The organism is Bacillus sp. SIMBA_074, assembly GCF_046534555.1.
GTDB classification, from domain to species: Bacteria; Bacillota; Bacilli; order Bacillales; family Bacillaceae_G; genus Bacillus_A; species Bacillus_A mycoides.
In genome coordinates, this window is record NZ_JAWRYM010000249.1 from 1 (window position 1) to 326 (window position 326).

1 protein-coding gene is annotated in these 326 nt (G+C 72.1%); it reads right to left on the reverse strand.

Annotation, left to right across the window (positions count from 1 at the left end):
* Window positions 1-326, reverse strand: a 326-nt coding sequence (locus tag SB773_RS30705) for a DUF5719 family protein (protein ID WP_410594005.1), incomplete at both ends; no start/stop codon positions are given.

The window sequence follows — 326 nt, forward strand, 5'->3', positions numbered from 1 at the left end:
GTCCAGGGGGATCTCCGCAACGGTTCCGGCCTTCACCGTGGTCGCGTAGGAGTTCCCCGCGGCCGTCCCCGTCTCGCCCACTGCGCCGACCGTCACCTGGGCGTCCTTATCGCCCGGCACCAGAAGGCGCACGACGGGGAAGTCGACGCCGACGCCTTCGGCCGACTGTGCGCCCTCGATGGCGCTCATCGAAGCGAGGGTGACGCCCGGGATGATCTGCTGCCGTCCTGGGGCGCCGGTCGCCCCGACGATCTCGGCGCCGCGCGGCTGGATGCCCTGCTCGAAGCTCTGCTGGAGGGAGGCGACGACCTCCCCGCCCGATGTGG